This window comes from Marinobacter sp. UBA2688, assembly GCF_002352785.1.
GTDB classification, from domain to species: Bacteria; Pseudomonadota; Gammaproteobacteria; order Pseudomonadales; family Oleiphilaceae; genus Marinobacter; species Marinobacter salarius.
The window spans coordinates 209,100-235,565 of sequence record NZ_DELU01000010.1 but is presented as its reverse complement, the minus strand read 5'-3'; the positions used below and the strand labels follow the sequence as shown (position 1 = coordinate 235,565).

The window sequence follows — 26,466 nt, the reverse complement described above, 5'->3', positions numbered from 1 at the left end:
TATGCGCCTGAAGTCCATCAAGTTATCCGGTTTCAAATCTTTCGTTGACCCGACCACGGTGCCGTTTCCGTCCAACATGACAGCGGTCGTGGGTCCTAACGGTTGTGGCAAGTCCAATATCATCGATGCGGTGCGCTGGGTGATGGGGGAAAGCTCGGCCAAATATCTGCGTGGCGAGTCCATGTCGGACGTTATCTTCAACGGTTCCAGTGCGCGTAAACCGGTCGGCCAGGCCTCCATAGAACTGGTGTTCGACAACAGCGACGGTTCGGCGCCCGGCGAGTTCGTACGTTTCAATGAAATTTCGGTACGCCGCCGTGTTTCCCGAGAGGGGCAGTCGGAATACTTTCTGAACGGCTCCAAATGCCGGCGCCGTGACATTACCGATCTTTTCCTCGGGACCGGGCTGGGCCCCCGCAGCTACGCCATCATCGAGCAGGGGATGATCTCGCGGTTGATCGAGGCCAAGCCGGAAGAGTTGCGGGTGTATATCGAGGAAGCGGCGGGTATCTCCAAGTACAAGGAGCGCCGCAAGGAAACCGAAAGCCGCATCCGCCGGACCCAGGAGAACCTGGAACGCCTGACGGATCTTCGGGACGAACTTGGCAGGCAGCTGCAACACCTTGAGCGTCAGGCTCAGTCGGCGGAAAAGTACAAAGCCTACAAACAGGAAGAGCGCCAGAAAAAGGCCGAGCTGACGGTGTTGCGCTGGCAGTCCCTGGACACCGATCTTCAGACTTGGCGCACTCGCATCCGGGATACCGAGCTCGAGCTCGAGAAGCAGCTGTCTGAACGTGTCAGCCTGGAAACAGCTCTTGAATCCCTGCGGGACGGGCATCAGGAACGTAACGAACATTTCAATCGGGCGCAGGCGCGTTACTACGAAGCCGGTGCTGACATTGCCCGCATTGAGCAGAGCCTTGAGCACCAGCGAGAGCGCAGCCGCCAGACGGCCGCGGAACTGGACCAGGCCATGGCCAATCAGCGCGAACTGGCTCGGGAGCTTGAACAGGATGAAGAGAAACTGGCGGGCATCCAGGAAGAACTGGATATGTTGGAGCCCGAACAGGAGGCGCTGGTCCTGAAGTCGGAGGAGTCCGGAGAGAAGCTCCAGAGTGCCGAGGATGCCATGAGCGAATGGCAGCACAACTGGGAGGATTTCAGTTCCCGTTCAGCGGATGCGCGCCGACAGGCGGAACTGGCCCAGTCCAGTATCCGTTCCCAGGAAAATGCCATTGAACAACTGCGCACCCGTCAACAACGGCTTCGTGAAGAACAGGATCTGCTTGAAGGGCAGGTTGATCGGGCGGAACTGGACGACCTGCTGGAGCAGCAGGAAACCCTGGAGCTTCAGAGGGAGGAAGCCTCGGAGCGCATCAACGTTGTCCAGGACGAACTCCAGGAAGCACGCCACCACCAGCGGGACGCAGAGCAGGCTGCCACCGAGGCGCGCCAGCAGGTCCAGAGTCTGAGGGCATCGCTTGAATCCCAGCAGGCGCTGTTGGACGAACAGATGGGCAGCCAGGACGACACCCTGCAGGCCTGGCTCAATGAATACAGCCTCAGCGACAGCCCACGACTGGCCACGCAGCTTCGTATCGACGATGGCTGGGAATTTGCGGTAGAGCAGGTAATTGGGCGCTTCAGCCAGGGGCTGAGCGTACCGGGGCTGGGAGCAGTGCATGCCAACATGGCTGATGCTCCCCGAGGTTTGGCCCTGGTGAATAGTGACTCCAGCGCCAATGGTCCATTAACGGGGCTCGCAAGCAAAGTATCCGGTGCCGGGGGCATGGCATCCTTGCTGGCGCTTGTTGATACCGCGGAGTCCATGGAGGACGCACTGGAACGGCAGAAAGGTTTGGCGCCGGGCAGGAGTGTCATTACCCCCGAGGGTGCCTGGTTGTCCGCTGACTGGGTGTTGATGCCCGATTCCGACGCGGCCCAGATTGGCGTAATCGAACGCCAGAAGAAAGTCACCGCACTGACAGCAGAGCTGGAGCAGGCGGAAGCCTCGCTGGAAGCCGCCACCGATAATCTGGACCGGTTGCTGGAACAGTCAGAACGGGCGGAAGCTGCCAGGGACGATGCCCAGGGCCGGCTGGCGGATGCTGATCGGGAACTCGCCACCCTGTCATCCAAGATCAGTGGTCTGAAGGCGCGTGCGGAACAGATTGATGCGAGGCTTCAACGCATTCGTGACGATCTTGCTGACGTGTCCATGAATCTCGAGGAGCAGCAGGGACAACTGCTGGAAACCCGCGAGGAGTGGCAGCAGGCCCTGGCATCGACGGAAGACAGCGATGAAGAGAAGGAGCGGCTGCTTGAGCGTCGGGACGTGCTGCGTGAAAACCTTGACCGGCTTCGCCAGGAGGCTCGGCACGATCGCGATCACGCCCACCAGTTACAACTCCAGCTTCAGTCTTTGAACAGCCAGCGCGATGGCTTGCGTCAGACCATTGATCGAATGCAATTGCAGAAAGAGCGTCTGGACGAGCGACTCGACATTCTCCGTGAAAGCCGCGAAAACGCCGAAGAGCCCATTGAAGATCTGAAAATGCAGCTGGAAGGCCTGCTGGACAGGCGCTTGGCTGAAGAGGAAAAGTTGGGTGCTGCCCGAGACGCGCTTGAAGAAATTGATCAGGAGGTGCGTGATCGGGAGCAAAGTCGCAGCCGCATAGAACATACCATCCAGGACGTCCGTGCCAGCCTCGAGAAGCTGAAAATGGAATCCCAGGCCCTGGAGATTCGTGCAGGCAATCACCTGGAGCAGCTCGAGGAACTGGATGTCCGCCTGCAGGAAGTGCTGTCCACGTTGCCTGAAGATGCCAGCGAGAAAGCCTGGGCCGAAGACCTCGAGAAAATCGGGTCCCGGATTCAGCGTCTGGGTGCCATCAACCTTGCGGCCATCGAGGAGTATCAGGTTCAGAGTGAGCGTAAGACCTATCTGGACAGTCAGCATGAAGATCTGATGGAAGCGCTGGAGACCCTGGACAACGCCATACGCAAGATCGATCGCGAAACCCGGCAGCGCTTCAAGGAGACGTTCGATCAGGTCAATGGGGGGCTTCAGGCGCTGTTCCCGAAAGTGTTCGGCGGCGGCAATGCGTACCTTGAACTTACGGGTGAGGACCTGCTGGAAACAGGGGTTGCCATCATGGCAAGGCCGCCGGGCAAGAAAAACAGCACCATTCATTTGCTCTCCGGCGGGGAGAAAGCACTGACGGCTATTGCATTAGTGTTCTCCATCTTCCAGCTTAATCCGGCCCCGTTCTGTATGCTGGATGAGGTGGATGCTCCGTTGGACGACGCCAACGTGGGGCGGTACGCCAACATGGTCAAGGAAATGTCAAAACAGGTACAGTTCATCTACATTACCCACAACAAGATCGCCATGGAAATGGCCGACCAACTGATGGGGGTCACGATGCATGAGCCAGGATGCTCACGGCTGGTATCGGTAGATGTTGACGAGGCTGCCGCGTTGGCTGAAGCATGATGACATGTCGCTGGCGGACAGGCGGTCAAGGTTCGTGCAAAAATGACAAAACTGCCATCTGGCCTGTGTTTGCGTTGTATTCATTACAGGCTTTTCTTAGAGTAGCAACGATATCTGATCTGCAAACAGGACAGCACCACTATGTCTCTTAGGGAATGGTTAATTGCCATCGGTACCCTGGTTATACTCGGTATTGTGATTGATGGCCTGCGCCGGATGAGGCGCGCCCGTAAGGAATCAATCGCGATATCCTCTGGCATGGGCGCGGACGATCTCGACGATTCCCCGTTGGACCAAGACTACAACCCTGAGCTCCCAAATGGTGGGGCGCGAACCATTTCACGGGACACGCTGGAAGAGCGCGGCTACGTAAAACCGGAAAAGAGCCGTTTCGCCAAGCCCAAGCCCAAACCGACCAGGCCGGTGGTCAGCAGCGCGGCCGCGACGGCCAAGGATGACTCCGAAGAGCTGACTGCAGAGCGTGAACCGGAGCCGGAAAATCTGGCCGCCAGTGAACCCAGTGACGTTGACTACGATTCTGACATCGGTTGGGGGGCAGTAGATGAGGAACCGGAAACCGATATAGCGGATTCTGGCCCGGACGACAAAGGGATTCCCCCCACGGTAACCACCGAGGTCGAGGAAGACACGGCAAGGCGGGAAGCCACATCACGGCAATCCGGGCAGCCCCTCGCCGGAGCCAACCGGCCGGAGGCCCGGGAAGTGGTGGTTATCAATGTGTTGGCGAAAAGTGAGCAGAATTTCGAGGGCACCAAACTCAAGGCGCTGTTCGAAGCTTGTGGCCTGGAACATGGCGACATGGATATCTACCATCGCCACGAGCAGTCTGACACCACCAGCCCGGTGCAGTTCAGCGTGGCCAGCGCCGTAGAGCCCGGTACCTTCAAACCCGAGGATATGCCAGCCTTGTCCACGCCGGGGATCAGTTTCTTTATGAGCATGCCCGGGCCTACCAATTCCATGCAGGCCTTTGAGTTCATGCTGGAAACGGCGCAGTGCGTGGTGCGCAATCTTGGCGGTGAACTGAAGGACGAGCGCCGCAGCGTGATGACCCCGCAAACCATTGAGCACTGCCGCCAACGCATCCGCGAATTTGAACGTAAACAACGATCCCCCAGACAATGACCAAAGCCTCTCCCGACGTTATCAGCCGGGCCGGAGAACTCCGGGATATCATCACTGAGCATAACTATCAGTACTATGTTCTGGACGATCCCCGGGTTCCGGATGCCGAGTACGACCGCCTGTTTCGGGAATTACAGGACCTCGAAGCGCAATACCCCGATATTGTGACGCCTGATACCCCCACTCGCCGGGTGGGGGCATCGGTGGAAACCACCTTTGAGGAGGTTGTCCATCGTATCCCCATGCTTTCCCTGGACAATGCGTTCAGTGATGAAGAACTGAGGGACTTTGACCGCCGGGTGAGAGATCGGCTCAAGACCGAAGACGACATTGAGTATGTCTGCGAGCCCAAGCTGGATGGGCTGGCGGTTAGTCTTCATTACGAATCTGGCGTGCTGACCCGGGCCGCTACACGCGGTGATGGCTATACAGGTGAGGATATCACCGCCAACATCCGTACCATCCCGTCGGTGCCCCTGAGACTTCGTGGTGACAACGTCCCTGAACTGGTGGAGGTCCGGGGAGAGGTGTATATGCCCCGGGAAGGGTTCGAAACCCTGAATAAACGTCTGGCGGACAAGGGAGAGAAGACGTTTGTTAACCCCCGTAATGCTGCCGCCGGCAGTCTGAGACAGAAAAAGCCCACCGTGACGGCCCGCCGGCCACTCGAATTGTGCGCCTACAGTGTCGCGCTTGAGGACGAAAGCCGGCTGCCTGCCACCCATTGGGAGGGGCTGCAACAGGTTAGTGCCTGGGGTTTCCGGATCAACCCTGAGATGCGTCGGGCGAACGGCGCGGAGGACTGTCTGCAGGCTTACAATGAGCTGATGGATAAGCGCCCCAGCCTGCCTTATGAAATCGATGGCATTGTCTTCAAGGTAAACAGCCTGGCATTGCAGCGGCAGTTGGGGTTCGTCTCCCGTGCCCCCCGATGGGCCATTGCCCAGAAATTTCCGGCGCAGGAAGAACTGACGGTCATTGAAGACGTGGAATTCCAGGTCGGCCGTACCGGCGCGATTACGCCAGTCGCCCGGCTCAAGCCGGTATTTGTGGGAGGCGTAACGGTTAGCAACGCCACGCTGCACAATATGGACGAAATCCAACGGCTGGGTGTCCGTATCGGAGACACAGTGTTCGTTCGACGTGCAGGGGATGTGATTCCCCAAGTGGTCAAGGTTGTGGCCGAACGGCGCCCTGACAATGCCCGTGAGGTCCAGCTTCCGGACGCCTGCCCGGTATGCCAGTCTGACATTGTGCAGATCGAGGGCGAGGTAGTGGCCCGCTGTTCCGGCGGGCTGTTCTGTCCGGCACAGCGCAAGGAGGCCATCCGGCACTATGCATCCCGAAAGGCGCTGGACATAGAAGGGCTGGGGGACAAGTGGATTGATATTCTGGTGGACCGGGAACTGGTCACCACGGTTGCGGATCTGTACCTGTTAAAGAAAGCCGATTTGACGGGCCTTGAACGTATGGGTGATAAATCCGCGGGTAATCTGATCGATGCCATTGATCGCTCCCGCCACCCGGTCCTTTGGAAATTCCTATATGCCCTTGGTATCCGGGAGGTGGGCGAGGCAACCGCCAAGGCCCTGGCCAGCCACTTTGGCACCCTGGAAGCCATTGGAGAGGCTGACGAGGATGCCCTGCAGTCGGTGTCTGACGTTGGGCCCATTGTCGCCGGCCACATTCGTAGTTTCTTCGACCAGACCCACAACCAGGAAACCATTCAGGCCCTGAAAGACGCTGGGGTTCAATGGCAGACCGAAGAGATCACCGCCAGTGAAAAGCCGCTGAAGGGAGAGACCTGGGTACTGACGGGGTCACTGTCCGACATGACGAGGGATGACGCCAAGGCAAAATTGGAGTCCCTTGGGGCCAAAGTAGCGGGAAGCGTCTCCGGCAAGACCTCCTGTGTTGTTGCCGGCGAAGCCGCCGGTTCGAAGCTGACGAAGGCCGAGAATTTGGGAGTCCCGGTGATGGACGAGTCCGCCTTCGTCGAATTTCTTGGCACCCACGGCCTGGAATAAACCTCTGGCCACGGCGCACACTATGGTTCGTCCGTGGCCAGAATCTGAGAACTCGCGCAGATCCTGCCTCCGTGAAATTGATTACCATGAGCTTGTTCTGTAACGGTGTGTAAAGCACCTATAAAAACAATGCTCTGAAACGGACTTTTTCATGCGCGCCGATTCGCTCTCTTGCCTCTCCTGTGCTCTTCGCTGTTTTCCTCGCGGGGGCTGTCTTGCCCTGCTGTCACTGATCCTGGTTGTCATTGGCGGTTGCAAGACCGAACAGGACGCCGAAGACCCCTACATTCTGGGAACACCGCCGGACGAAGCTTATCTGGGCGTTGAATACGCCTACAATTTTGGCGCTTTCGACAGCGACGATATTCTCGATTATTCACTCACCAATGCACCGTCCTGGCTGGCGCTGGAAGACACCAGCAACAAGGCACGCCAGGGCGTCATCATGCGGGGCGTTCCGGGGCTGACCGGTGGCTCGAGAGGCCGTGATGACCTCGGCACTACGGAGAACATCACTCTGGTTGGCAATGATGGCCGTGCGGCCGGTACACAGCCATTTGACATTGAAGTCCGGGAAAACGTGCTCAGCCTGGCCATCGACGATTTTACCGAGGGAGAGGCGTTCGAGGCGCCGGAAGAACGGGATAATCGGTGCGAGGCTCCGGAGATCGGAGACATCGGTCGCCAGACATATGAGGTGAACGAGTACGACGATGATGGTGCCGTTGTTAGAACCGTTCAACGCACCAGCGACACCTATCCCGTTCTTGTGCGCGTACTGCTTGATCAGCCTTCTGTCACCCGTGTGTCGGTGGCCTTTGAACTGGACTCCAGCTTCAATCCACAACGCTGTGACGAGGATATTGATCCCCCTCATCAGCGTTGTGAAAATGGGGCCGCCAACGACAATGAGGCGATCATCGGCAAGGACATTGTCGGTTTGGGCACACAGAGCGAACCGACCTTACCAGTGCCTTCCTATCTTCAATATCAGCCAGACGATGATGGGTTCCTCTCCAAGGGGGTGATCACTCTGGAACCCGGAATCACCGAATGTTACATCCGCCTGGAAGTCATTGAGGACACCGAGGCCGAACCCCTGGAAACCCTGAACATCCGACTGACCGAGGTAAGGTCCGGCCTCGCCGGGCTTGGCAGCTCCAATTCCGGGGTCAGGGAATTACTGCGGATTGCGGACAACGAGCCAACAGTGCGACTCGAAACCGGGGCTGGTGGCACCCGAGATGCGCTTAATGTCGGTGATGTTCGGGAGTATGTTGCGTTAATCAGCGGCGAACGTGCCGGTGCCTATAGCGTGAAACTTGGAGAGGATGATGACTCCGATGTGGTCCTAGGGGAGGATTTCCTTGTGGAGGTCCGGGACGAGGACGGTGAATGGGTGGAAGGGGATCTTCTCACCTTTGCCGAGGGCGTTGAGGAGATGCGCTTTCGTATCCGCATTCCCGCCGACTACACCAACGGCCAGCTGGAAAACGATCGTTTCCTTCTTTTGGGTCTGGACGAACGTTATCAGTCCGGAAGGGAGAATTTCGCGGCCTCGGCGGATGCCGACAAACTGCGGGTGAACATCAACGAACTGACTTCACCGCTTGAGGTGGGCAACAGTGCGGCCTTTGTTCCCACCGACACGGCTTTCGGGCACAACGGTCGCCTTTTCATCGCAGGCTATCGTATCGATGATGGTGACCGTCCCTGGGTGCGTATCGTCACGCAGAAAGGGGCAGTAACGGAGCAGCCGTTGTCAGAGGCCGCTATTGCCCAGGGTGGAGAACCGGTTATCGGTTTTGTCGAACGTAACTTTAAGGAAGGAGATGACGACGTTACCCGCTACGAATTCGTCGTGTCGTTCGGCAGTGAACAGACACCGGACGGTGCCCCTGGCGGCAATGGTGTGGATGTTCATACCCTGCTTTACTTCTTCGACACCGCTCAGGATCCGAACAGTTATGTACCGGTTTGGAGCATTGTGACCGGCACATCCGGTGATGATTTTCCCCGATGGACCGGGATTGATGAAGATGGTGGTTACGTCGTGAACGCCGGGGAAACCGATGGCCAGTGGCCGAACGAAAACGCTGCTGGTGGCGTGGACAGTTTTCTCCAGAGAATCGACACCACCGTTGACGGCAACTCGGTTGTGCCGGTGGTTGCCTGGACAAGACAGGTAGGATCGGCAGGGCATGATGAGTCGGTTGTGGGAGGCAGTACGTCCACCAGCAGTCCGCTGCTGATCGGGGATTCCTCAGGCGCGGTGAGTGGCCAACCCCAACTTGGCGGAAAAGACGCGTTCTTTTATATCGCCTCCAGCGCAGACAGTACGATTAACGTCAGGCAGCGTGGCACCTCTGGCAACGAAGATCTCTCCGACGGCATCTACGGGACCAACAATGTCTGGCTGGTGGGCCAGGGTACCGGCAATTATCGCGTCGAATCTGGCGACGGAAACCGCTCACTGCAGCGCCGTCAGATCAACAGCCAGGCCGGTTTTGCGTTGTCTTACACAGCGTTGGGCGATGTCACCCGCGCTTTTACGTTCAATGACACGGATGATACATCCACTGAGTCGCTACGTGCGGTGCGCTCTTACGACCGGGATATCCTGGTTGCAGGAAGTACCAACGGTAATTTCAGCGAGAGCGAAGGAAACAGCCAGATTCATCCGATCCTGGCGAGAGTTTCGCTGGACGAAAGCAGCGATGATGGCACTGACCGCAGCCGGGAATGGAGAACTCAGTTGCCGCTGGAAGGCGCGGAGGGCGAAATAGAACGGCTGGAAAATTACCGCGATGACGAAATAACGGCCCTGGTCAAAATCATCAGTGGTGCCTCTGAGACCTGGGAGGTTCGGCTGTTTACTGGAGAGGGGCTGCCGTTGCATTAATCGAATGCGGGCGATGTGCCCACTGCTATACGCTACCCTCGTGCCGGCTGGCGTTGGCGTACAACTTCAGGTAATCAGTGCTGGTGACGATACCTGTTGACTGGCCCCGCTCATCAACCACCAGGGCCGCATTCAGTTGGTGGGCGAGCATCAGCCTTGCCAACTGGTGGGCATCGGTCTCGGGCGACGAGGTCAGGAAGGCTGGTAGTTCGATATTCACGAAGCTCGCGCTCATGGCGTTCGCATCGGTTTCGTGGAGCCAGGCCAGTAACCAGCGTAGATCCACGAGTCCTGCTACGTTACCGTCTGCGGTAATCACGAGATGGTTAACGCCGTTTTCATCCATGGCATCCATCGCGTCAGCAACGCTTGCGGTGGCTGGCAGAGAGTGCAGGGCAGGGGTGCAGATCTGGGATACCGGCAGGTAGGCCCGCCGCTCTTTGGGTTCACCGGACGCTGCGGCACCGTATTCCTCAATGGCACGCTGCCGGCCGGAGCGGGCGGCAAGCTGGAACTCGGCGTCGGTTGCCTCACTGTGCTGAACATCGATATTGTGGGATTCGCTCAGTTCTGTAACGTCACCTACGCGGCGGCCCCGGAATATCTCCGGCAGGCGCGTCCCAACGGGTCTGCCGGGTTCACTGACATGAATGGACATAATGATCTGCTCCGGTTACAACAGGGCCTTCTCCGGTTATCGGCAGACAATTGGATTTCTTCAGGCGCTAATAGTTTCCTGCTCTGTTATTTCCACGCGGTGGCAGCGGCCCGTCGCGACCCGTTTTGCGAGGGATCCGGGGAGGCAGACAGGCTGCCCGGAGAGCCGGTCGGCAAGGTATTCTGCGAGCAGGGGAGCGTAACTTAACCCCTTGCTACCCAAGCCGGTAAACAGGTTGATGCCTTCCAGTGGTTGCCCGTAAGCGTCCATTAGCGGACCAGCGACCGGCTGATAATCATGGGTAGTGCAACGAAACCCGACTTTACCATCGAGTTTTGCCGGATCAACGTCGCCCGAATCCCTGTCTACCGCGCCTGGAACCATCGCATCCAGCATTGACAGGTTATCCCGGTGGCTTTCGGTGGAAAGGGTTGGCGATGAGTCATGAAGATCGAAGGTGGCACCCGCCAGTGTCATGCCACCGTGGGCGGGATTGAGATACCCTGATCCACATACCACTACATCAGGGCACTTCACCGCCGTCGCAGGCAAGTGGGTTACTTGCCCTCGAATCGCGCGAAAACGGAAGCTGCCCTTCAGCGGAATCAGGTCCGGTGTCTGATGGCCGGCGCATATCACCACCCTGTCGACCACAACATCCTGCTCGCCGTTACCTGCGATATGCCATTTGCCGTTGCAGGGAGTAAGTCGGTGGACGTCAAACCCAAAACATTGAAAAATCCGCTCGTGCTCTATCAATGCCCGGCAAAGGCCGCCGGGCTCAAGCCATCCACTGCGAGGGAACCAGAGACCTCCCCGAGTCAGGGGAATGCCTGCAAGCTCAGACGCCTGTTCCGGGCTGATTTGCTGCAATACGGCGCTTGGATAGTCGTTGCGGGCGATGAAGCGGTTCTGACGGTCTTGCTCGCTATCACTGTGCGCCAGTTGAACAAGCCCGGAAGGATGCCAGTGCTCCCCGCCGAACTGTTGATAGTAACGTTGACTGAACAGCAACGATGAGAGACCGAGCTTTGCCTGATCGTTGAACTCAATGCCCAGTTTGACATACAGCGCACCCTGGATATTGCCAGAGGCGGCTGTTCCAGCCTCTTGAGCCTGGTCAATCACCGTGACATGCAATCCCCGCTCCGCCAGATTCCGGGCGAGCAGGCTGCCGGCAACCCCGGCGCCGATGATGGCAATGGATTCAACATCATTCGCGGCTGGTGGTGTTCCGGGGCTGGTGGCATCACCCAGTGTGCCGGTCAACATGTCCCATTTCTGGCCAAATCCGGGTGCTTTTCGCATGGCAAAGCCAGCAGCAATCAGCCGTCTCCGCACCTCGCCAACGGATGTAAAGGTGGCGATCGTCGCGCCGGGCTTGCTGTGGCCCGGCATCGCGTCGATGACTTCACTCGTCCACATGCCCGGATTTTTAGCGGGCGCGAAACCGTCCAGGAACCAGGCATCCGCCTGAAAATCCAGCTCACGCCAGGCATCGGCTACGTCGCCGAAAAACAGGGTCAGCCTGACGTGACCGCCGGCGAGTACCAGGCGATGGGTACCGGTGATGGGGGCAGGATATTGTTCAAGCAGTTGGTCAGCGTAAACCTTGAGCTCCGGCCACATCGTAAGTGCTCGGGCAAGGTCCTCCGGAGTCAACGGGTGGCGTTCGGCGGAGACGAAATGCAGGCAGCCGTTGCGTGGTGTGGCTGTTTCATTCCAGGCTTGCCAGGCTGCGAGGAAATTCAGGCCAGTGCCAAACCCAGTTTCCGCGATGACGAAGGAGGAGGCTGCGGGCAATAAGGAGAAACGTTCGCGAAGCCGGTTCTGGCCGATAAACACATACCGCGCTTCTTCAAGGCCGTTCTCGCTGCAGAAGTAAACATCGCCAAAGCGGCGACAGCGGGGTGCGCCACTGCTCCAATCAATGTCGGCGGTTTCAATGGACGGTAGCCTGGGGTCAGTCACAATCGTCGTATCCGGTCAGTAGGCTTGATGGGCTACTCTGCCGCGGTATCGGTTTGCCGGACCGAAACGCTACGAATAATGACGGGTTCCTGGGGTACATCCGCCATGCCTCGGGATCTCACCGTTTTCTTGCTGGCGATGGCATCCACAACACCCATTCCCCCTGTCACCTTGCCAAATACCGCGTAGCCCGGGCCGCGGACACCTGCGTTCAGGAAATCATTGTCGGTCAGGTTGATAAAAAACTGGGACGTGGCGGAGTCCGGTGAGCTTGTGCGGGCCATGGCGATGGTTCCGCGAAGGTTTTTGGCGGTTGGCCTGGCTTCGTTCCGGATGGGGCTACGGGTCTGCTTCTGGTTTAGATCCTGATCAAAACCGCCGCCCTGGATCATGAAACCTGGAATGACCCTATGGAACAGCGTTCCCTCGTAGAACCCGTTTTTGGCATAGGTAATAAAATTCTCAACGGTCTCGGGAGCGATGTCCGGGCGCAGAGTCACCTCAATGGCACCTTCGCTGGTTTCAATAATCACCTGGGGCAGCTCATTCTGTTGCCCTTCTGCCGCCAGGCAGTTGGCGATACCCAGCATGAAGGTTACAGATAGAGCGATTTGCATCACATAACGAAACGGTTTTACGAAATTTGTCATTCTATAATGGCTCACGTAGTTAGTTCAGGGAATAGTAGGTAGCTTCGGGAATGTTTGCTGCGATACTGTTCCCATGAATCCAGTCTGTTGCAGGATGTTAGCAGATAATACTTGTCAAGTCGGGCATATTCCCTGCGGAGTTCATGACTATCAGCTAACCTTTTATCGCATCAGTGGCATTGATGCACTCTGACCGGGCCAGGTTGTACGGCAATCACTGTGAAGCTATTGGAGGCATACCTTGAAAATCCGTCAGGGCTTCGAAGAAAAATCCCGTCTCGGTCGGTTGCTGATAAACCGGGGATACCTTTCCGAAATTCAGTTGGAAGAGGGCCTGCGCCTACAGCATGAGACCGGTCAACGGCTCGGCGAGGTGTTTATACAGTCCGGCTGGATTACCGAGCGCGAGTTGCATCGGGTTCTCAAGCACCAATCCCGTTACCGCAACGCGGCTGCACTGGTCACTATGGCGGTATTGCCTTTTCAGCCATTGGTCAGTTTTGCCGCTGGCAGCACCACGAATGATTCACGAGACGTTACGGACGCCGCGCAATTGTACGAGCGTGCCGGTTTGGCGCCGCTTAATGATGACGAGATGGCCGGCGTGTCGGGGCAGGGTGATCAATCCTTGTTGGATCGTATCGCCACGGTATCTGCCATGACCGGAAGTAACGACGGGACAGGAGAGGTTGATCCGGATGTCATCGAAGGCCTGAAACTAACAGCGAACATTTTCGTGCCGGTACTGAACTTCCTGGATTCTGATCTTACGATATCCGGTGTGCATTATCGGGATGATGTTCCCCGTTACACGGTTCGTGATGATGGCGGACTCACCCTGGCGTTCCCGGAAAGGATCGAACAGATCCGCATGGACAATATACGGGTCAGCGGCAGTCAGGGACCGTCCATGGGGAACATTGCACTCGACAATATCCGCTTCCATCCCGATTCACAGATGACGATCTATACTCGCTGATGGGATGCGTTGGGCTCCGACGTTTGCGGAGCCCAGAAGCCGTCAGGCGCTCGCCAGAACGGTACGGTGTGATACGGCCTTTTGCTCGCCCTGAGCACCGTAGAGGGTCTGGTGCCCGGAAACGCCGCGGAATATATCAGTAAGACGTGAAAGGCGCTTCTGAAGGTGACTGACAACCCGCCCATTATTGCTATTCAACTGGTGACAGGTCTTAAGGCGTTCGTCGGCCTCCCGCCACAAGTCGTAAACATCTGACAGGCCGGCGCTGAGAATAAACCGTGAGGGTGCTCCGTTTTCAGGTCGAAACCCCATCGACACCAGAAGGCGGATTTTGAGTTTGGCCCGTTCGCGAATCTGACCCAACAGAGTGTTTTTCTCGCCAGTCAGTGATTCGAGTTTACGGATATCAGATGTGGAAAGGCAGGCTTTTTCCTGCTGCAGGACGTCCGCCAGGGATTCGAGTTGACGGATATCCTGAGATAAAAGGTCTTTCAGTTCATCAATTGCGGCCATGATCTACTCACCCGAAAATGCTTTCATCCATCTCATGCATTTTCTGGGCCAGTTTCTCCGCATCAACCTTGTAGGAGCCGCTTTCAAGGGCAGAGCGGATCTGCTCGATACGGTCATCGTCCATTTCCGGATAACTGCCGAGCTTTTGTTCGAGCTGTTTCAGGTTCTTCGCCTGGCTGCTCAAATTGACATTTTCGCCACGGGCGCCTTGCGCCTGGGTCTTTGCCTGCTCAGCTGTAGAGGGCTGAGTGCTCTGGGTAGCGGAAGATTTATCGGCCGTGGTTTTCTGGGTGTTGACCTGGCCTGGGCCTATTCCATTAAAGTCAACTGACATAACGTTACCTGCTTAACTGGTCGGCCGCGTTGGGCGGCTCCAAAATTTCATACCTGTCTATCGGCATGGCCTGACGTTTCTTTAGCGATTTTTGCAAGAGTTAAATGACACTCTTGTCATCTTTCAAAAAAACCGGCAACAGATTGCCGTTTCCGGTGAATCAATGCCGGGAACGAGGTTACATGGGAATCTCGACATGCCCGGGAGCAGTCACACGGGCACGCACGGTGCGGGAGGACGAGAGGTTCTCAACCAGAACCTGTTCTCCAATCCCGGCACTGGCCAGGGCCTTACCCCTTGAGTTTACCGAAAAATTTCCGCTGCGGGCGCTGATGATAACATGGTCTCCGCGTTCGATCGCTGCCGGAGCCAGCACCAAATCCGGTGTAAATACGGTACCGGCGTTCACGCCGCGGCGCATTTCCATGCCCACTAACTGGTCGACATTGGTTATTGCGCCCCGTCGAATCGAATTCACCACCACGTTATCCGACTGTATTGCTGCTTTTGTCAGTCGTTCGCCGCGCCCCAGGGGGCGGGCGGCGACCATGGCTTCACCGGTTATCGTGACGGATACCGGAAGGAACATGCGCCAGGGGCGCTCGCCCTCGCAGGAAACCAGTAGCGAGGGTTGGGTGGTCCTCCAGGGGTCGCCGCTGAACGATACGCTGAGTGGGGTATCACAGGTTGCGAGCGAGAGGCGTGCGTCGAGTTGGCCGGTATCGTGGGAAACCGTAAAGCCTTCGTTTGCCTGAGCCTCTGAAAATGCCTCCAGAAATTGTTCCGCGCTGCTTTGAATTTGTTCGGACGTGGTCGTGGAGGCCATTGCCGGGCCGGCTGTTACGGCGAATAACAATATGATGGCGAAATTGGTAATGCGCATACGCGGCAGTTTGTCCTATGCTGTCATTAACCGGGTAAAGCCCCGAGTTCAGGAATATCCTAATGATTTCCGGATTCGGCCGTTAAGCCTATCGAGTGAGTCAATAAACCGGCACATAGCCGGTTCCACGCGACTTTTTAGAATAACGCAGCAAGATGCGTGCCGGCAGCAAGACGTTTCGAGTGGGAGATATAAACGATGGCAGGGGTATTGGACAGTGTAAATCAGCGCACCCAGCTGGTGGGCCAGAATCGTCTGGAGCTTCTGTTATTTCGCCTTCGTGGCCGGCAGATGTACGGCATCAACGTCTTCAAGGTCAAGGAAGTGTTGCAGTGCCCCAGGCTGTCATCGTTGCCGAACAGTCGCCCTATGGTTCGGGGCGTGGCCCATATTCGTGGCGAGACTATCCCAATCATTGACCTTGGTATGTCAATCCGGCTTCCCGGTATTCCCAAGGAAGAGATGGCCACCAGCTTCGTGATCATTACTGAGTACAACCGAAAAACCCAGGGTTTCCTGGTGGCTGGTGTCGACCGCATCGTGAATATGAACTGGGAAGACATCCTGCCGCCACCCAAGGGGGCGGGCAAAGACGTTTACCTGACAGCGGTAACGCACTTTGAAGACAAGCTGATTGAGATTATCGATGTTGAAAAGATCCTGTCTGAAGTGTCGCCGTTTGAGGAAGATGTCACCGAAGACGTTCGCAACCGCAGTTCAGAGCGGGTGCCCGGTCATCTGCCAGTGCTTGTCGTGGATGATTCCGCAGTGGCCCGACGTCAGATCGAGCGTTGCCTCACGGCTATCGGTATGGAAGTGGTGACAAAAAATGATGGCAAGCAGGCCTTGGATTACCTAAAAGAAGTTACGGCAGATGGCTCTCGCGCCATCGATCACCTGTGTTTGATCATATCCGATGTCGAAATGCCGGAAATGGACGGGTACACTCTGGTCACCAAGTGTAAAAATGAGCCTGCAATCAAGGATGTATTTATCATGCTGCACACGTCCCTGAGTGGCGTGTTCAACAAGGCGATGGTGCAGAAGGTAGGCGCTGACGATTTTATGGCTAAGTTCAGCCCCGATGAGTTGGCTGAAAGGGTCATGGAGATTGTTGACCGCGAGCAGTGACGCTCCTCCGTTACTCCCGACTCACTCGATAATGAGATCCAATGAAAGCTGAAATAACGCCACAGGAATACGAGGCCTTTAAATCATTCCTGCAGGATGCGTGTGGCATTTTGCTCGGGGAGAACAAGCAGTATTTGGTAAAAAGCCGTCTGCGGCGGATCATGGAAGAGAACGAGCTGAGAACCCTGGGTGATCTGCTGGATCGCGTGAAGCGAACCGGACGTAGCAGTTTGAAGGAAGTCGTGATCGACGCGATGACGACGAATGAAACCCTCTGGTTTCGGGACAATCACCCGTTCCGCATCCTGCAGGAAAAGCTGCTGCCGGAATTCGGCGACAGAAAATCAGCGCAGTCACTTCGTATCTGGTCTGCAGCCTGTTCGACAGGCCAGGAGCCCTATTCGGTAGCGATGATTATTGAAGAATTTCGTCGCCAGCGGCCGGGTAGGCTGCGGGATGTGAAGATCACCGCCACCGACATCTCCAAAAGCGTTCTAGAGGTTGCGCGCCGTGGCGAGTACGAAATGATCGCCATTGGCCGGGGCCTGTCACCCGAGCGGCAAAAGCAGTTTTTCACCCCTGCGATGAATGGCAGTTGGCAGATCCGACCGCAAATCAAGAGCATGGTGGAGTTCAGGGAGCTGAACCTGCTTGAACGCTACATGCTCGGGAAGTTTGATATTGTTATGTGCCGGAACGTACTGATCTACTTCTCGGCAGAGCTTAAAAAGGACATCCTGACCCGTATCCATGCCACTCTCAATCCCGGTGGTTACCTGATACTGGGAGCATCGGAATCGCTGAACGGGTTGCCTCATCTCTACGAAATGGTGCAGTGCCACCCAGGGATCATCTACCGCAAGAAATAGGCCCACCCAATGCCGATCAATGTATGGATACTGGTCGCCGCCCAGGCGCTTGCCATGTGTACAGCGCCTTTCATCGTCTTTATCGGAAGCATTCACGGACGTCTTCTGGCGCCATCACCTGAGTGGGCAACCTTGCCCGTGGGCCTTGTGGTAGTTGGAACGGTCCTGGCTATAAAGCCTGCTACGTGGCTGATGGAACGCCTGGGGCGCAAGCCGGTTATGTTGCTTGGCACGCTGGCGGGTGCGGTGTCCGGGTTGTTCGGTGCGCTGGCAGCCTGGAGTGCGAGTTTCCCGTTCTTGTGCGCTGCGGCGGTTGTGGGCGGAACCGGGCTGGCGGTGGTTCACCAATACCGCTTTGCGGCCATGGAGTCGGTAGCGCCCGAGATGGCTGGCTCCGCAGCAGCCAGGGTGCTTTTAGGCGGCCTCGTAGCGGCGTGGCTGGGGCCGGAAATTGCGCTTTTGGGCGGTGGAGGCCAAGCCGAGCACCCTTTCATGGGCGGCTGGCTTGCATTGAGTGCCGTGCAGGTGGTTGCCATGGTCGTACTGGTTTTCGGGTACCGCGCCAGCGGGGAGCGAGTACGGGAAGCCTTGGGGGAGGGCGGTCGTCCAATGGCCAACATCCTGAGGCAACCGGTCATTTGGGCGGCGATCAGTTCCGCGGCCATCGGTTATGCCCTCATGAGCTTTATCATGACGGCAACACCACTGAGTATGACGGAAGTGGCCGACCACCCGCTTGAAGATGCCAAGTGGGTCATTCAGATTCACATCATGGCCATGTATCTGCCGTCGCTGATCAGTGGCTGGTTCATTCGTGTGGTGGGTATTCCGAGGATGATGGGGCTGGGATTGCTGGCCTATCTGGGGTGTGTGGCCCTGGCGTTCAGCGGTATCAGCTTTCACCACTACCTGTTTGCACTCATCCTGTTGGGAGTAGGCTGGAACTTCCTGTTTGTCGGCGGCACCACGCTATTACCGCAGGGATATCGCGATGAGGAGCGGTTCCGTGTTCAGGGGCTCAACGACCTGATGGTATTCGGCTCGCAGGCGACAGCTGCACTGAGTGCTGGTGCGGTATTGGCGGCGTTTGACTGGAATGGATTGTTGCTGATTGCCATACCGTTCCTGGTGTTACACGGTGTCTTGATGGCCGTTTGGCTGATGAGCCGGCCCCAGAATAGGGGCCGGCATCCCGCTTGAATGTTTATACCAGGTTGTAGACGAAGACGATGGCTACAGCAACGGGCGTGAAGTAACGCAGTACGCGATACCAGAGCGAGAATGTGCCCGCTGACATGCCCAGTTCGCTTTCCAGCGCCTGTCGAGACATTGTCCAGCCGACAAACACGGCGACCAGCAGTCCGCCCAGGGGCAACAGGATATTAGCGGTCAGGAAGTCCAGAAGGTCGAAGATGGTTTTGCCTTCGAACATCGCAAACATGCCCAGCGGTGTCACGTCCGACCACAGGTTTAGCGAAAGCACGGAGGCCACACCCAATAACCAGCACACGATGCCTGCCCCGACGGTACTCACCGTGCGGTTCATACCTTTCTGTTCCTCAAGCCATTCAACAATCGGCTCCAGCAGGGAAATGCCGGATGTCCAGGCGGCAAAGATCAGCAACACGAAGAACAGCGTACCGAAGAGGCTGCCCATGGGCATTTGTCCGAACGCCAGTGGCAGGGTTTGGAAAATCAGGCCGGGGCCGGCACCTGGCTCAAGGCCATTGGCGAATACGATCGGGAAGATAGCCAGCCCGGCCAGCAAGGCCACGGCGGTATCCATGATTGAGACAGTCACGGAGGTTTTGGCGATGGAGATGTTTTTTGGCAGATAGGAGCCGTAGGCCATCATGACACCCATGCCGAGGCTGAGCGTGAAAAACGCGTGGCCCAGGGCAACCAAAACGCCCGAAGTGGTGAGCTTTGAGAAGTCAGGCTGGAACAGGAAGGCGACGGCCTGACCAAAGTGGCCAGTGGTCATTGCATAGCCCACGACAATCAGCAGGAGCACGAACAGGGCTGGCATCAGAATACTGACAGCACGCTCAAGCCCGGAACGTACGCCTCGTGCAACCACAACCATGACCAACGCCATAAACAGGGTGTGCCAAAGAAGCAGCTTCATCGGGTCGCCCAACAGGCCGGAGAAGATGGCACCTATGGACTCTGCCGACTGGCCAGCCAACTGGCCCGTGGCGGCGGTGCCCACATAGGAAATCGCCCATCCGCCAATCACAGAATAGAACGATAGAATTAGGAACCCCGCCAGAACCCCGACGGCAGCCACCCAGCGCCAGGCTGGTTTCAGGCCTTCCTGGCCGGTTATGGCCCGCATGCTGTTGACGGGGCTGAGACCACCACGGCGACCGACTAGTACTTCAGCCATCATGATCGGAAGACCCACCGCCGCAATGCACAGCAGATAAACCAGAACAAAGGCACCACCGCCGTTTTCACCGGTGATGTAGGGGAATTTCCAGATATTACCCAGGCCCACCGCTGAGCCTGTTGCGGCAAGTATGAATGCCAGGCGCGAGGACCACAGCCCACGCTTCGCTGTCGCCTGGCCTATGGCACCGCCTTCAGCGGATGAAGAAGCATTACTCATTGTATTCTCCTGCTTACTGTTTTTGTTTTCGGGGGAGTGAGTGGCGGCGGTTTAGCCGCCATCAACGGGATTTATGCCGGAATCGCTCCTCTGCGAGTTGATCGGCGATCTGCCCGGTGGGCAGGCCATCGCGATCCGAGCGCTGGAAGATCTCCTCCAGGGTATTGGCTATGGAATCGACGTGTTTGCGGACGGCCTGGGGGTCGGGCCCCTTGCGCTCGTAACACACGTCGATAATGCCGCCAGCGTTGATTACAAAGTCTGGGGCATAGAGCACTCCACGTTCGAACAGTGCCTGGTCATGAGCCGGGGTAGCCAACTGATTGTTAGCGGCGCCGGCCACGATGGTGGCCTGTAGCTTACGAATGGAGTGATCATTCAGGACGGCGCCCATGGCGCAGGGCGCAACCACGTCTACCGGCAGGTAGAGGATTTCGTCGGCGGTAGCCGGGGTGGCGCCCAACTCTGCCACTGCGCGATCCATCTGATCCTGGTGGACGTCGTAGACCCAAAGCTTCGCGCCTGCTTCTTTGAGGTGTCGGGCCAGGCGGTAACCAACGTTGCCAATGCCCTGTACCGCCACATTCAACCCCTCCAGGTCGCTGCGGCCAAGCTTGTGCTTAACGGCAGCATTAATGCCCACGAAGGTGCCCCAGGCGGTAGCGGGAGAGGGGTCGCCGTTGCTGGGCCTGCCATCAAAACCCGGGCGTTCGCTGATACCAGCCACATTGGATGTTTTGCGGCCCATAACCTGGAGGTCGGCTACGCTGGTGCCCGAATCCTCGGCAGCGATATAAAGTCCGCCGAGCTGTTCCAGGAAGCGGCCCATGGATTCGAGCAAGGCTTCGGTTTTGTGCTGGCGTGGATCGCCGATGATGACGGACTTGCCGCCGCCGAGATCAAGGTTGGCCAGCGCCGACTTGTAGGTCATTCCTCGTGACAGGCGGAGCACGTCTGTCAGAGCCTCGTCGTCGCTGGCGTACGGATACATGCGGCATCCGCCTAGAGCGGGTCCACGAGAGGTATTGTGTACGGCGATAATGGCGCGCAGCCCGGTCTCCGGATCGCAGCAAAACGTCAGATGTTCGTGGTGGTCGAATTCAGGATGGGTAAATACAGTCATTGTTTGGATTCCTTTTGCTCCGGGTTGTTCTTGCACAGGGAGTCGCCCTTAGTTACGGAGGCCGGCGGGTAGATTGCGGGCGCTACCGAAACTCAATCGCTATCGGGTGTTGGACGCGATTAACTGCCGGTCAGATTTGGTAATTGCACGAGTGTGGATAGTCGTGAAAGATCCGGTCGGAGCGATCGGAATGCACAAAACGTCAGAGAAAGGAAAGGAGCTGTAGGGTGTTGCAGGGTGTGGGCGCATGGGCCCATGCTCAGGGACTGTTTTACCAGTGACATGCTGAAATCCTCTTCCACCAGGCCGGATCACGGCTTCCGTGGTCAATATTGTTGTTGTGCCCCGGCAGATAGGCCGGTTGGCATGATTTCATGTGTTGATACCCTTTTGGGGCTCAACGAGAGAAGACTAGATAGCTTTTACATCGTCGTCAATGGTTGAAATTCATGCATTTTTTGGTGATTTTGAAAATTCCAGCGGTAACAGGCAGATACATCTACTTTACGTAAACGTAAATATTTGGGGCGCCCCAATTCAGCAACAGTTTCCCTAATGTGTCTCACTGGAACCCTGATGTGATTCCAGTGACAGCATTGGTGATATTCGCTTCGTCACTTGATCAGTTTCTGAACTTCCCGGAAACGTGGGTGCTCGCAGTCCCGCATCCACTCAAAAGCCACCATCTCAAGCGTTACGATAACGGCCCCGGCCTGCTGCATTCGTTCCAGGGCAGCATCCCGGTCGTTGTCATGGCGTGAGCCGGTCGCGTTTTCCACCACCCATACACGAAAACCCGCAGCGAGGAGGGATAGGGCGGTTTGCAACAGGCATACATGCGCTTCGCAACCGCCAATAACCACCTGTTTCCGGTTATCGGCAATGGCCTCCACCAGCCCTCCACCGCAGGCATCAAAGTGAGTCTTGGACAAGGTTTGATCAGCGAGAGCACTGATCTGTTCGTCGTTGTGTCCAAGCTTCTCCGGGATCTGTTCCGTGGCAATCACCGGCACATCAAGCAGCTTGGCAATCTGCGCAAGTCTAACGCTCTCTGCCAGCATTAAATTTCCGTGGCTGATGACAGGCATGAGTTTTTTCTGGAGGTCAATCAGTACCAGCGTGGATTCGTCGGCTTTCATCATCATAACGGGTCGCCCCCGAGCGGTGTTTAGGGTATTGGGTAACTATGCCAGTATCGCACAGGCGGTCATCAGGTTTCTGTGGTCGCCGTGGTTGGTCAGAAAAGGATTTGAAAATTGGAGTTGCCAAACCGGAACAAAACCATTAGAGTTTGCGCCCTCAAATGAGCGACGACGTTGCTGATTTGGAACGAATTATCTAAAGAGTATTGGAGAGGTGGCCGAGTGGCTGAAGGCGCACGCCTGGAAAGTGTGTATACGTTAATAGCGTATCGAGGGTTCGAATCCCTCCCTCTCCGCCAATACAAAACCCCAGCAGAGATGCTGGGGTTTTTTATTGCATGTCACTTAAGCCACCCCTGCCGTCCGCAACACAAACACCCCTGCCGTAACCGTTACACTGGCCATTAACGTGGTCAAAGCCACGATATTGGCTGCCAGGCGGTCGTTGCCGCCCAGCGCCTTGACCATGACAAAACTGGCGGCGGCTGTCGGGCTGGCGAAGAACAGGAACATCAGCCCAAGTTCGCGCCCTTCAAACCCGGCCAGCCAGGCAGCGAACGTACACAATACCGGTAACGTCACCATCTTCATCACACTGGCACTGATCGCCAGCTTGCGATCGGTACGCATGGCGCTCAAGGAGAGCGTGCCGCCAATGCACATCAGCGCCAGGGGCAAGGTAAGTGAGGCGAAATAGTCACCGCTGGTCATCAGCCAGTTCGGCAGTTGTAACCCGGACCAGGCGAAGGGAACGGCGATGACCACCGCCAGAATGAGCGGGTTGCGCCCGATATCACCGAGAATGCGCCCCCAGCTGGCCGTCTGACCCGGCTGGTAGGCTGTCAGGACAACCACGGAGAGCGCATTGTAGGAAATAATGACCACGCCCAGGAGCAGGCCCCCGGCGGAAAGCCCAAAGTCGCCATAGAGGCTTGCCGCCAGGGCGAGGCCCACAATACCGCAGTTGCCCCTGAAAGCGCCCTGCACATACACGCCCCGGTCAATCGTTGGTGCGGCACGTATGGCCCAAAGCCAGCAGAAGAGGAAGCTGGCGAGGGTGGCGGCTACGAAGAATCCAAGCAGTGCGGGGTTGAGGGTGGTATCCAGGTCCGCGCGCACAATACTGAGGAATACCAGGGTTGGCAGAGTCGCGCGGAAGACCAGTGCCGACGCCGTGTTGATAAAGTTGGTATCGATCCAGCCGAGCCGCTTGAGACCAAGGCCGATAAACACCATGGCGAATACCGGCAGCGTGGTCTCAAGGGTGTGAAGAAATGTTCCGAGTAGTGTCATCCAGCCGGTGGTTACCGAACTCCAAAGTTAGTGAACTCACCGGTTGCAGAGTCTTCGGTGGTGTTAATTTTGTCGACGATTGCCGAGGGAGGGCCGTCCCGGCACCATTGTCTGAGCGAAACCAGTGACGCCGGTGAGCCCTCTGCAACAATTTCTACGCGGCCATCCGGCAGGTTTCTGGCGTAGCCGGTAACACCCAGGCTGTTGGCCATGTCGGCCGCGGAGGCGCGATAGCAGACGCCCTGGACCTTGCCGCTGATCAGCATTGTGAGTCTCTGGTGGCTCATTGCGTGATCCCTCCTGACATAGAGTGGCTTTTTACAGTTTGCGCCATACCAGCAGTCGATTGTTGGCAGGCATTTCGAAATCGCTTTCAAGCCCGAACCGAACTCGGCCCGCCAGTTCCAGCATGTCATCCATGTTCCTGATGCCCATGTGCTGGGCCTGACTCCGCAGGTGGTGATCGAACTGTCGATTGCTGTCGCTGGTAAATTGCCCCTCATAATTAAACGGCCCATAGAGGCAGAACAGGCCGCCGGCAATGAGGCGTTTAGCCAGCCCGGCGAACATTGCCTCTACCTCTTCCCACGACATGATGTGAGCCGTGTTGGCGGAATAGGCGCCATCAATGGTGTCTACCGGCCAGCTTCCCAGGGAAACGTCCAGTTCTAGAGGTGGGCGAATATTGGCAAGGTCAGCCTCCTCGATCCAGCCGAGGGAATGATCGGCGCCTCCAGGCCGATCACTGGGCTGCCACGTCAGGTGGGGGAGCTCTGCTGCAAAATAAACAGCGTGTTGCCCCGTTCCCGTTCCAATTTCCAATATGGTGGCCGACTCGGTGAACACCGTTTTGATGCATTCCAGTATTGGTTGCCTGTTATTTACACAGGCCTGTGAAAAAGGCTTGCTGTGGACCATCGTTTACGCCTGTTCGGAATCAGTGCCAACCTAAAGAATATCGCGCTGGGCGCAATGGGTAAAAGAATGAGCGTAGGGGATTTCCCGCGTATTCGACATTCGATGATGGTCTATCGGAGGCTTCCCGACTGGAAAATGGCGCCATTCGCGACATAAAAGTGTCACAAAACAGGCATAAGCTCCATTGGACGATACCCCCAGTGGAGATACCATGCTCAGAACTGTCCGCAGCCGTATTCTGTTCTTTTCCTTTCTATCGGTGTTTGCTTTGGCCGCATTGGCGGCCCTGTCATCGAGCATTATGACCCGTGCTGAGTCCGCTTCAGAGGCATTGGTTCGGGAAAGTCTTATGGAGTCGTGGCTGCTGGAAGACCTTGAGCAGGACCATCGCCGCCTGCAGGATCTCGCCTACAAGATCAAGGCGCAGCTGATGCTCTGGGATGAAATCGATGCGGAATTCCAGGCATTGACCGAGGTGCTGCCGGAGCACTGGCGTGCTATCGAGAACAATGCCGGGCTGAGCGAGTGGGCGACGGATAATCGAGCCTTGTTCGAGAGCGTGTTGGCGCTCATCGAATCCATGAGACCGGGTATCGAAGGGCGGAGCTACTATCGAGTAGGGCAAGTGGTGGATTTTGACTTGTTCCCGGCCCTCGGCCCGATGCTCACGGCGATCAACAACCGTAAGGAAGCCAGCCGCAACATCATTGAAGTTCGTAGTCAGGACCTGCTGGCCTTTCTGGATACCCAGAAAATCTGGCTGTTGGCCGGCTCTGCTGTATTCCTGATGTCTGTGGTCTTGATGACGCTCTGGCTTCGGCGCTCAGTGATTGGCCGCCTGCAGTTGCTGGAGTCCGGCCTCCGGGAAATGGACGAGACCTCAGATCTTTCCCGGCGCCCGGTTATTACCGGACACGATGAAGTGGCTGGTGTGACGCGCGCGCTGGTAGGGTTGGTTAGCCGGTTTGAGCTCTTTATCGGAGAAGTGAGAACGGCTGCCCACAGCATCAATGACCGGTCCACATCGTTGGACTCTCAGGCAGAGGACGTCCAGGCGTCCACTGATACTACCCGCCGGCAGATTCATGATGTCAGCCAGTCAATGGCGGCCATTGCGAACCAGGCGTCGGCCATTGATTTAGCCACCGAGAACTCAGCCACTACGGTACGAGATGCCGTGGCGGCCAATGCGGTGGTTCAGGAAGGGCTCAGAAACAGTGAGCAGGCAGCTGAACACACGGTGGAGGTGATTGGGCGGGTGTCCCTGTCTATCCAGGCATTGAGTGAATCCTCGGGCAAAATCGAGAGCGTGATCGGCGTGATTGCCGATATCGCGGAGCAGACCAATTTGCTGGCATTGAATGCAGCGATTGAAGCGGCCCGTGCCGGCGAACACGGTCGGGGGTTTGCCGTGGTGGCAGACGAAGTGCGCACCCTGTCGAAGCGTACGTCGGACTCCACCAGGGAAATTCGCCAATGGGTGACCGACCTGGTAACCGGGGTTTCCGGCGTTGAGGGTCTGCTGGACGAGATGCGCGACGCCGGTGGCATGAACCGGCGGAACCTTGATGCCCTGAAAGACCACCTGGAGCGTCTCGCGAGTCAGTTCACGGAGCTGGAGCTTCGCAGTGCTGAAATTGGGGATGCGGTTGCGGTTCAGAGGGAAGAGATTGACCGTGTCGGGCGGCGGTCAAGGGCGCTTGATGACAGTTCGGGTTCCCTGATCACCAGTGTTGATAACACCCGCCAGATCAGTGAATACCTGAGACAGGAATCGGTCACCATGCGTCAACTGATTTCCCGGTTTAAGGCAGCCTGAC

21 protein-coding genes and 1 tRNA gene are annotated in these 26,466 nt (G+C 57.1%); 10 read left to right on the top strand and 12 right to left on the bottom strand.

Annotated features, from left to right (window positions below; all coding sequences use genetic code 11):
- Position 1 precedes the first annotated feature (1 nt).
- The 4 genes from smc (at position 2) to B3M52_RS05765 (ending at position 9,571) form a co-directional block, all read left to right on the top strand.
- Positions 2-3,496, top strand: coding sequence for a chromosome segregation protein SMC (gene smc / locus B3M52_RS05780; RefSeq protein WP_075196831.1), 3,495 nt, complete (start codon positions 2-4; stop codon positions 3,494-3,496).
- Positions 3,497-3,637: 141 nt separating this feature from the next.
- Positions 3,638-4,642: a cell division protein ZipA gene (gene zipA / locus B3M52_RS05775; protein WP_075196830.1), complete on the top strand. Its 1,005-nt coding sequence runs from the start codon at positions 3,638-3,640 to the stop codon at positions 4,640-4,642.
- Complete coding sequence (gene ligA, locus B3M52_RS05770) at positions 4,639-6,669, top strand: NAD-dependent DNA ligase LigA (protein WP_075196829.1); 2,031 nt, start codon at positions 4,639-4,641, stop codon at positions 6,667-6,669. The genes zipA and ligA overlap by 4 nt, the downstream gene beginning before the upstream one ends.
- A gap of 151 nt (positions 6,670-6,820) precedes the next feature.
- Positions 6,821-9,571: a hypothetical protein gene (locus B3M52_RS05765; protein WP_126812836.1), complete on the top strand. Its 2,751-nt coding sequence runs from the start codon at positions 6,821-6,823 to the stop codon at positions 9,569-9,571.
- 25 nt (positions 9,572-9,596) lie between these two features.
- Here the strand turns inward: B3M52_RS05765 and B3M52_RS05760 are convergent, their stop codons facing one another.
- Genes B3M52_RS05760 through B3M52_RS05750 form a run of 3 tightly spaced genes read right to left on the bottom strand, consistent with a single transcriptional unit; the run spans position 9,597 to position 12,850 of the window.
- Positions 9,597-10,229: a CBS domain-containing protein gene (locus B3M52_RS05760; protein ID WP_126812834.1), complete on the bottom strand. Its 633-nt coding sequence runs from the start codon at positions 10,227-10,229 to the stop codon at positions 9,597-9,599.
- A 60-nt stretch (positions 10,230-10,289) separates the two neighbouring features.
- Positions 10,290-12,203 carry a bifunctional tRNA (5-methylaminomethyl-2-thiouridine)(34)-methyltransferase MnmD/FAD-dependent 5-carboxymethylaminomethyl-2-thiouridine(34) oxidoreductase MnmC gene (mnmC, locus tag B3M52_RS05755; protein ID WP_339665096.1) on the bottom strand — a complete coding sequence of 638 codons (1,914 nt, stop codon included), beginning with the start codon at positions 12,201-12,203 and terminating at the stop codon, positions 10,290-10,292.
- Positions 12,204-12,232: 29 nt separating this feature from the next.
- Complete coding sequence (locus B3M52_RS05750) at positions 12,233-12,850, bottom strand: peptidylprolyl isomerase (protein ID WP_286749112.1); 618 nt, start codon at positions 12,848-12,850, stop codon at positions 12,233-12,235.
- 241 nt (positions 12,851-13,091) lie between these two features.
- Here B3M52_RS05750 and B3M52_RS05745 point away from each other — a divergent pair, with 241 nt between their 5' ends.
- Positions 13,092-13,829 carry a hypothetical protein gene (locus B3M52_RS05745; protein ID WP_036208013.1) on the top strand — a complete coding sequence of 246 codons (738 nt, stop codon included), beginning with the start codon at positions 13,092-13,094 and terminating at the stop codon, positions 13,827-13,829.
- Between the two features lie 42 nt (positions 13,830-13,871).
- Here the strand turns inward: B3M52_RS05745 and B3M52_RS05740 are convergent, their stop codons facing one another.
- From B3M52_RS05740 to flgA, 3 genes are all read right to left on the bottom strand, one after another.
- Entirely contained in the window at positions 13,872-14,342 is a 471-nt protein-coding gene (locus B3M52_RS05740) for a flagella synthesis protein FlgN (protein WP_036208010.1), read from the bottom strand.
- Positions 14,343-14,349: 7 nt separating this feature from the next.
- Positions 14,350-14,676, bottom strand: a complete 327-nt coding sequence (gene flgM, locus B3M52_RS05735) for a flagellar biosynthesis anti-sigma factor FlgM (RefSeq protein WP_286749111.1) — start codon at positions 14,674-14,676, stop codon at positions 14,350-14,352.
- A gap of 178 nt (positions 14,677-14,854) precedes the next feature.
- The gene (flgA, locus tag B3M52_RS05730) at positions 14,855-15,559 is read right to left on the bottom strand and encodes a flagellar basal body P-ring formation chaperone FlgA (RefSeq protein WP_136632845.1); all 705 of its coding nucleotides are present in this window, start codon (positions 15,557-15,559) and stop codon (positions 14,855-14,857) included.
- A 198-nt stretch (positions 15,560-15,757) separates the two neighbouring features.
- Between flgA and B3M52_RS05725 the strand changes: the two genes are divergently transcribed.
- The 3 genes from B3M52_RS05725 to B3M52_RS05715 are packed head-to-tail and all read left to right on the top strand — an operon-like array spanning position 15,758 to position 18,759.
- Complete coding sequence (locus B3M52_RS05725; RefSeq protein WP_127401150.1) at positions 15,758-16,690, top strand: chemotaxis protein CheV; 933 nt, start codon at positions 15,758-15,760, stop codon at positions 16,688-16,690.
- 41 nt (positions 16,691-16,731) lie between these two features.
- Positions 16,732-17,559, top strand: a complete 828-nt coding sequence (locus tag B3M52_RS05720; protein ID WP_036207996.1) for a CheR family methyltransferase — start codon at positions 16,732-16,734, stop codon at positions 17,557-17,559.
- 9 nt (positions 17,560-17,568) lie between these two features.
- Complete coding sequence (locus B3M52_RS05715) at positions 17,569-18,759, top strand: MFS transporter (protein ID WP_286749110.1); 1,191 nt, start codon at positions 17,569-17,571, stop codon at positions 18,757-18,759.
- Positions 18,760-18,763: 4 nt separating this feature from the next.
- Here B3M52_RS05715 and B3M52_RS05710 read toward each other — a convergent pair whose 3' ends face one another.
- The 3 genes from B3M52_RS05710 to B3M52_RS05700 form a co-directional block, all read right to left on the bottom strand.
- Positions 18,764-20,170, bottom strand: coding sequence for a sodium-dependent transporter (locus tag B3M52_RS05710; RefSeq protein WP_286749109.1), 1,407 nt, complete (start codon positions 20,168-20,170; stop codon positions 18,764-18,766).
- 61 nt (positions 20,171-20,231) lie between these two features.
- The gene (locus B3M52_RS05705; protein ID WP_075196818.1) at positions 20,232-21,293 is read right to left on the bottom strand and encodes a Glu/Leu/Phe/Val family dehydrogenase; all 1,062 of its coding nucleotides are present in this window, start codon (positions 21,291-21,293) and stop codon (positions 20,232-20,234) included.
- Positions 21,294-21,907: 614 nt separating this feature from the next.
- Positions 21,908-22,438 carry an isochorismatase family protein gene (locus tag B3M52_RS05700; RefSeq protein WP_036207985.1) on the bottom strand — a complete coding sequence of 177 codons (531 nt, stop codon included), beginning with the start codon at positions 22,436-22,438 and terminating at the stop codon, positions 21,908-21,910.
- 205 nt (positions 22,439-22,643) lie between these two features.
- Between B3M52_RS05700 and B3M52_RS05695 the strand changes: the two genes are divergently transcribed.
- A tRNA-Ser gene (locus tag B3M52_RS05695) sits at positions 22,644-22,734 on the top strand.
- Between the two features lie 46 nt (positions 22,735-22,780).
- Here the strand turns inward: B3M52_RS05695 and B3M52_RS05690 are convergent.
- The 3 genes from B3M52_RS05690 to B3M52_RS05680 are packed head-to-tail and all read right to left on the bottom strand — an operon-like array spanning position 22,781 to position 24,646.
- Positions 22,781-23,728: an AEC family transporter gene (locus B3M52_RS05690; RefSeq protein WP_036207984.1), complete on the bottom strand. Its 948-nt coding sequence runs from the start codon at positions 23,726-23,728 to the stop codon at positions 22,781-22,783.
- 11 nt (positions 23,729-23,739) lie between these two features.
- On the bottom strand, positions 23,740-24,015 hold the full coding sequence (locus tag B3M52_RS05685) for an acylphosphatase (protein ID WP_036207982.1): 276 nt from the start codon (positions 24,013-24,015) through the stop codon (positions 23,740-23,742).
- 31 nt (positions 24,016-24,046) lie between these two features.
- Positions 24,047-24,646 carry a DUF938 domain-containing protein gene (locus tag B3M52_RS05680; protein ID WP_286749108.1) on the bottom strand — a complete coding sequence of 200 codons (600 nt, stop codon included), beginning with the start codon at positions 24,644-24,646 and terminating at the stop codon, positions 24,047-24,049.
- A gap of 211 nt (positions 24,647-24,857) precedes the next feature.
- On the opposite strand from B3M52_RS05680, the gene B3M52_RS05675 reads away from it, so the two are divergent.
- Positions 24,858-26,465 (top strand): methyl-accepting chemotaxis protein, encoded by a 1,608-nt coding sequence (locus B3M52_RS05675; protein ID WP_286749107.1) that lies wholly within the window; start codon positions 24,858-24,860, stop codon positions 26,463-26,465.
- The last annotated feature ends 1 nt before the right edge of the window (position 26,466 follow it).

Excerpts from the sequence above, each read along its gene's own strand:
- smc (WP_075196831.1), top strand. The coding sequence starts at position 2 with ATGCGCCTGAAGTCCATCAAGTTATCCGGTTTCAAATCTTTCGTTGAC.
- zipA (WP_075196830.1), top strand. The coding sequence starts at position 3,638 with ATGTCTCTTAGGGAATGGTTAATTGCCATCGGTACCCTGGTTATACTC.
- ligA (WP_075196829.1), top strand. The coding sequence starts at position 4,639 with ATGACCAAAGCCTCTCCCGACGTTATCAGCCGGGCCGGAGAACTCCGG.
- B3M52_RS05765 (WP_126812836.1), top strand. The coding sequence starts at position 6,821 with ATGCGCGCCGATTCGCTCTCTTGCCTCTCCTGTGCTCTTCGCTGTTTT.
- B3M52_RS05760 (WP_126812834.1), bottom strand. The coding sequence starts at position 10,229 with ATGTCCATTCATGTCAGTGAACCCGGCAGACCCGTTGGGACGCGCCTG.
- B3M52_RS05750 (WP_286749112.1), bottom strand. The coding sequence starts at position 12,850 with ATGACAAATTTCGTAAAACCGTTTCGTTATGTGATGCAAATCGCTCTA.
- B3M52_RS05740 (WP_036208010.1), bottom strand. The coding sequence starts at position 14,342 with ATGGCCGCAATTGATGAACTGAAAGACCTTTTATCTCAGGATATCCGT.
- flgM (WP_286749111.1), bottom strand. The coding sequence starts at position 14,676 with ATGTCAGTTGACTTTAATGGAATAGGCCCAGGCCAGGTCAACACCCAG.
- flgA (WP_136632845.1), bottom strand. The coding sequence starts at position 15,559 with ATGCGCATTACCAATTTCGCCATCATATTGTTATTCGCCGTAACAGCC.
- B3M52_RS05725 (WP_127401150.1), top strand. The coding sequence starts at position 15,758 with ATGGCAGGGGTATTGGACAGTGTAAATCAGCGCACCCAGCTGGTGGGC.
- B3M52_RS05720 (WP_036207996.1), top strand. The coding sequence starts at position 16,732 with ATGAAAGCTGAAATAACGCCACAGGAATACGAGGCCTTTAAATCATTC.
- B3M52_RS05715 (WP_286749110.1), top strand. The coding sequence starts at position 17,569 with ATGCCGATCAATGTATGGATACTGGTCGCCGCCCAGGCGCTTGCCATG.
- B3M52_RS05710 (WP_286749109.1), bottom strand. The coding sequence starts at position 20,170 with ATGAGTAATGCTTCTTCATCCGCTGAAGGCGGTGCCATAGGCCAGGCG.
- B3M52_RS05705 (WP_075196818.1), bottom strand. The coding sequence starts at position 21,293 with ATGACTGTATTTACCCATCCTGAATTCGACCACCACGAACATCTGACG.
- B3M52_RS05700 (WP_036207985.1), bottom strand. The coding sequence starts at position 22,438 with ATGATGATGAAAGCCGACGAATCCACGCTGGTACTGATTGACCTCCAG.
- B3M52_RS05690 (WP_036207984.1), bottom strand. The coding sequence starts at position 23,728 with ATGACACTACTCGGAACATTTCTTCACACCCTTGAGACCACGCTGCCG.
- B3M52_RS05685 (WP_036207982.1), bottom strand. The coding sequence starts at position 24,015 with ATGAGCCACCAGAGACTCACAATGCTGATCAGCGGCAAGGTCCAGGGC.
- B3M52_RS05680 (WP_286749108.1), bottom strand. The coding sequence starts at position 24,646 with ATGGTCCACAGCAAGCCTTTTTCACAGGCCTGTGTAAATAACAGGCAA.
- B3M52_RS05675 (WP_286749107.1), top strand. The coding sequence starts at position 24,858 with ATGCTCAGAACTGTCCGCAGCCGTATTCTGTTCTTTTCCTTTCTATCG.